Raw genomic sequence first — 4,099 nt, forward strand, 5'->3', positions numbered from 1 at the left:
TTTGGTGGGCGTTAGAAGATTTGAACTTCTGACCTCTTCCGTGTCAGGGAAGCGCTCTCCCCCTGAGCTAAACGCCCAAATGGAGCGGACAACGGGGCTCGAACCCGCGACCCCAACCTTGGCAAGGTTGTGCTCTACCAACTGAGCCATGTCCGCTTGCGGGTTATTAATTTACGCGAGTTGTCCAAAAGACGCAAGTACTTTTTTCAAAAAACTTGTCTGCCGCATGTTCTTAGTAGCTAAACGCGCTAAAGCGATTGGCTAGGCACACGATTCCAGCGCTCCGCTAAACAGCTTCACCATCTGCACGCGCGTGCCGGCGCCGTCCGTACGACGAGCAACCTCCACGTTATCGACGAGCATACGCATAAGCTTGATACCACGGCCGCGCTCCTCTGATGCGACCGGTTCGCTCGTTTCATCGATAGAATAGCCGGCACCTCGATCAAGCACCTCAACCACAACGCGATCGCCATAGGCCTGAACCGTCAGGACGCACCCGATACCGCCCGCATGGTCATAGGCATTACCCAGCGCCTCCCCCGACGCCAATGCGACATCGTAGCGCTCGTCACGGCGCAACGGAAGCGATTCAAGGAGTTCGGCGATGCGATGTCGGTAGTATGGAAGATTTTCGATACCCTGACGGACCTCGACGCTCTTACTCCAGCGAGGCAGCTCCCCCACCGGAATGGCGGGAATAGACTCCCGTGCCGGCCCCGCGACATGAAGAATATCGACAAGACGAGCAATCTCCAAAAAGCGAACAACTTCACCTGATGCATTGACGAGCGAAAGCAGGCCTTCTCGCCTCATGAGCTCACGAGCGCGCGTAAGAAGGAATGCCAAGCCCGTCGAATCGATAAAGCTAACAGCCTGACAGTTGATGACGACACGACGCACGCCGCGGCCAATCAAAGCATCCAACCGCCGACGCAGCGCAGGCACCGTGGCGATGTCGATATCGCCTGGTGGCGTCAAAACCGCTATGTCATTCCACTCATTCATACGACCATGGTTCCCCAAAAAAGCCCACTCGATGCATTCGTTTCCCCAACCGTACGGATTCAGCCCGCCCAGCGTCGTCTATGAACGACCCCGTAAAAACTCAAGGGACACCAATGCAATGTCATCGTCCAGCGCCGATTCGGTAAATCGGTCGAGCTCGCCCAAGACCTTGCCGCAGATTCCCGATACGCCCTCACCCGAGACAGAGAGCAGAAGGTCACGAAGGCGCTGCTCGCCAAAGAAAGCACCCGAGCGGTCACGTGCTTCGATTGTTCCGTCGGTGTACATAAATAGCATGTCACCAGGAGCGAACGTAAACACGCCCGTCTCGTACACCATGCTCTCAAAGGCACCGATTACCCCCGATTGGCATCCAAGTAGCTCGACCTCTCCCCCACGGGCCTCGCCGCCACCCAGCGGCATCGACTCTGGCCTGATGACCATGGTCGGAGGATGGCCCGCCGAACAATACGTTGCGCGTCCGGCTTTAAGGTCAATCTTGGCGATAAAGGCCGTCACGAACGTCTCGACCCTCGAAAAGCCCATGAGCATGCTGTTAAGGGAGCGTGCCATGCGGGCCGGTCCAGCGCCCTCCCAGGCATATGCCGTCAGGGCCGTCTTGACGAGCGCGGACATCGATGCAGCCTCAATGCCTTTGCCAGACACATCGCCCAGAATCATGACGGCGCAATCGTCGGGAAGACGGATGAGCGTATAGAAATCGCCGCCGACTAACGCCGAGTTCGTGGCCGACAGGTACACCGAATCGGTTGCGATACCCGGAACATCCCCCAGTGAATTTCTCATGCCAATCTGGAGGGTCTGAGCGATATGGCGCTCCTCACGCTTTTGAGATTCGCCTTCATAGATCAGTTCAAAGTCATGAGCCAAGTGCACCAAGTAGTCATATTCAAGGTCATCAATCGGCTCTTGGCTACCATCACGAAGCAGCAGCGCGCGCGTCGTCGGGCCCTTCGCAACAGAAGCAGGAACGATCGCGTCGTTACTGTGCTTGCCATCGCCCTCAGAGCGCGGGCGCCCCGCCTCGATGCCGGCGTCGACGTAGAGACCCTGGCAAGGCAGGCCATGTGCCCTAAGCCAGCCTCCCATAGGCATCGATTCGTCAACGCGAGTTATACGGACGTGTTTAAGGTCCTCGGCACTCGTGCCGCCCAAAACAGATGCCTCAAAGCCATCGGGGGCAGCCCCCAAACGTGCCGCTGGCGCCGTCGTGGAAAAGAAAAGCTTCTCGGGATCGTCCGGCAAAGCAACGCGACTGCCGCCTTCAAAATCTATGACGTAGGAATCCAGACTGGCGTCATACTCAACAGGGCAAAAATGGCAGTTGAGCATATTGCAGATCTCGGACGATACCGCCTGGGTAGCCGCGGCGGAATCGTCTAGAAAGGTAAACAACTCATCACGTAAGACATTGAGCGAGCGGCCAAGCTCGGCCGTGCGACGGGAGCGAAGGCTCGATGCCATGCCGACCAGCTGGATAGACAGGTAATCGCAAATGACCTCGAGCACATTAACGTCATAGGCAAGCGGTGCCTGGGGGCGTTTCCAACCAACTTCCAGCACGCCAAGGATCTGCGTACCGTAAAAAACGGGAAGACAGATTTCACTGCGGTACGGAGGCATATCCTGCATGCGCAACAGGTGCTTAGAACGATTATCCAGGTCCATGAACATACCGGAGGCGGCCTTATCGCCCTCAAGGCCCTGTTGAATCGACAAGCGACAGGCACGCGACTCGCGAAGAACATACGTCGGAATGCCAGCGCCATACGGCAAAAACTCGGGCAGGTAGCTGTCGTACAGCTCCTTGGAAACACCGCGAAGCTTAAAGCCGCCGCTCTCAGAAAAATAGATAGCGGCACCCGAAGCATCGAGCGTTCCTACAAGCTGGTTCAAAACGGTATCAAGCAGGCTGGGTAACTCATCGGAGCCCACAGTGCTCATAATGACCGAGAGCGTCCCAGAGAGACGCTTGTTCGCCACTCTAAGCTCCGATAACGCACGCTTGAGCTGACGGTCGTGAGAATACTGTTCCTCGATACTGTGAAGCGCCACCAGGACACGTGGTGCGCGGCGCCCAAAGATGCGTGGAGGCGTTACGGAGCCCGCACGAACCAAGACGGGAATAAAAGAGCCGTCACTCAGCTTGAGCATCAGTTCGTTCTCGGAGCCATCAGTTTCAAATGGCAGACGATGTTCCGTCGCACGTTCAAAAGCGGACGAGTACAGGACGTCTTTAACATCTCCACCGATGACGTCGGCGCGTTCCTCGCACATCAAACCAAGTAAGCGATTATTCACATGCAGAATGGTTCCGTCGAGCTCGCAGATGATGACAGCATCGCTCGTGATCTCGACTAGTTGGGCAACGTCTGCCCACTCGTTGCGTTCAAGCGTTTCCATCGTGGACCCCACCGTCTATCGGTAACAAAAAAGCCTCCGAAGAGGCTTCTCAAATGCGATGGTGTCGGAGGCGGGACTTGAACCCGCATGACCAAAAAGCGGTCACTAGCACCTCAAGCTAGCGCGTCTGCCAATTCCGCCACTCCGACATGCTATGTTGTTGATTCGCGGTTTGTTTTGTTCGACCCGCGCGTTCAACGAGGAAGATAATAACCTATGATTCAAGAACTGTGCAAGCACTTTTTTGAAAAAAGTTTACGAATTTGTAAATGCGCTGGTAGACGGACCTGTTCGGGCAGGAATGAGGTTGCTTTCCAACGCGTCCTCGGGCATGCGGCATTATTTTGATTCGCGCTTCGCGCTACAAAACAATGCCGCCCCCTGCGGAATGCGTTGGAAAGCAACCTCATTCCTGCCCTAGGAGTATGTACTCCGGGCACAGTTCTCAAATATGTTCTGGGGCTGATACAAAATTTAGTGGCTCGGCTTTGCCGAGCCCTTATATAAGGAGGCCGGAGCTAAAGCTCCGGCCTCACTAACTTTCCTATTAGATTAAGTGAGCGATCAAGGAATCGCACTCCCCTCAGCCGAGTTAACGTAGGGCCCGTGCTGGAGTGTCCTTTCAGAACATTCCGCAGGACGCAAGAAGCCCTCGCCGCACGAAGTG

The 4,099-nt window shown here is 55.9% G+C and carries 2 protein-coding genes and 3 tRNA genes; all 5 read right to left on the reverse strand.

The genetic code is table 11. The annotated features are described in order from the left end of the window. Nucleotides 1–2 precede the first annotated feature (2 nt). Nucleotides 3–77 (reverse strand) — tRNA-Val (locus I2H81_RS10225). 3 nt (nt 78–80) lie between these two features. Continuing rightward, nucleotides 81–156, reverse strand: a tRNA-Gly gene (locus tag I2H81_RS10230). A gap of 105 nt (nt 157–261) precedes the next feature. Then, entirely contained in the window at nt 262–1,008 is a 747-nt protein-coding gene (locus tag I2H81_RS10235) for an anti-sigma factor antagonist (RefSeq protein WP_055286928.1), read from the reverse strand. 78 nt (nt 1,009–1,086) lie between these two features. Then, nucleotides 1,087–3,432, reverse strand: coding sequence for a GAF domain-containing SpoIIE family protein phosphatase (locus I2H81_RS10240; protein ID WP_195645448.1), 2,346 nt, complete (start codon nt 3,430–3,432; stop codon nt 1,087–1,089). 59 nt (nt 3,433–3,491) lie between these two features. Further along, nucleotides 3,492–3,581 (reverse strand) — tRNA-Leu (locus I2H81_RS10245). Nucleotides 3,582–4,099 lie beyond the last annotated feature (518 nt).

The organism is Collinsella aerofaciens (assembly GCF_015561195.1).
In the GTDB taxonomy this organism is placed as follows: Bacteria; Actinomycetota; Coriobacteriia; order Coriobacteriales; family Coriobacteriaceae; genus Collinsella; species Collinsella aerofaciens_AC.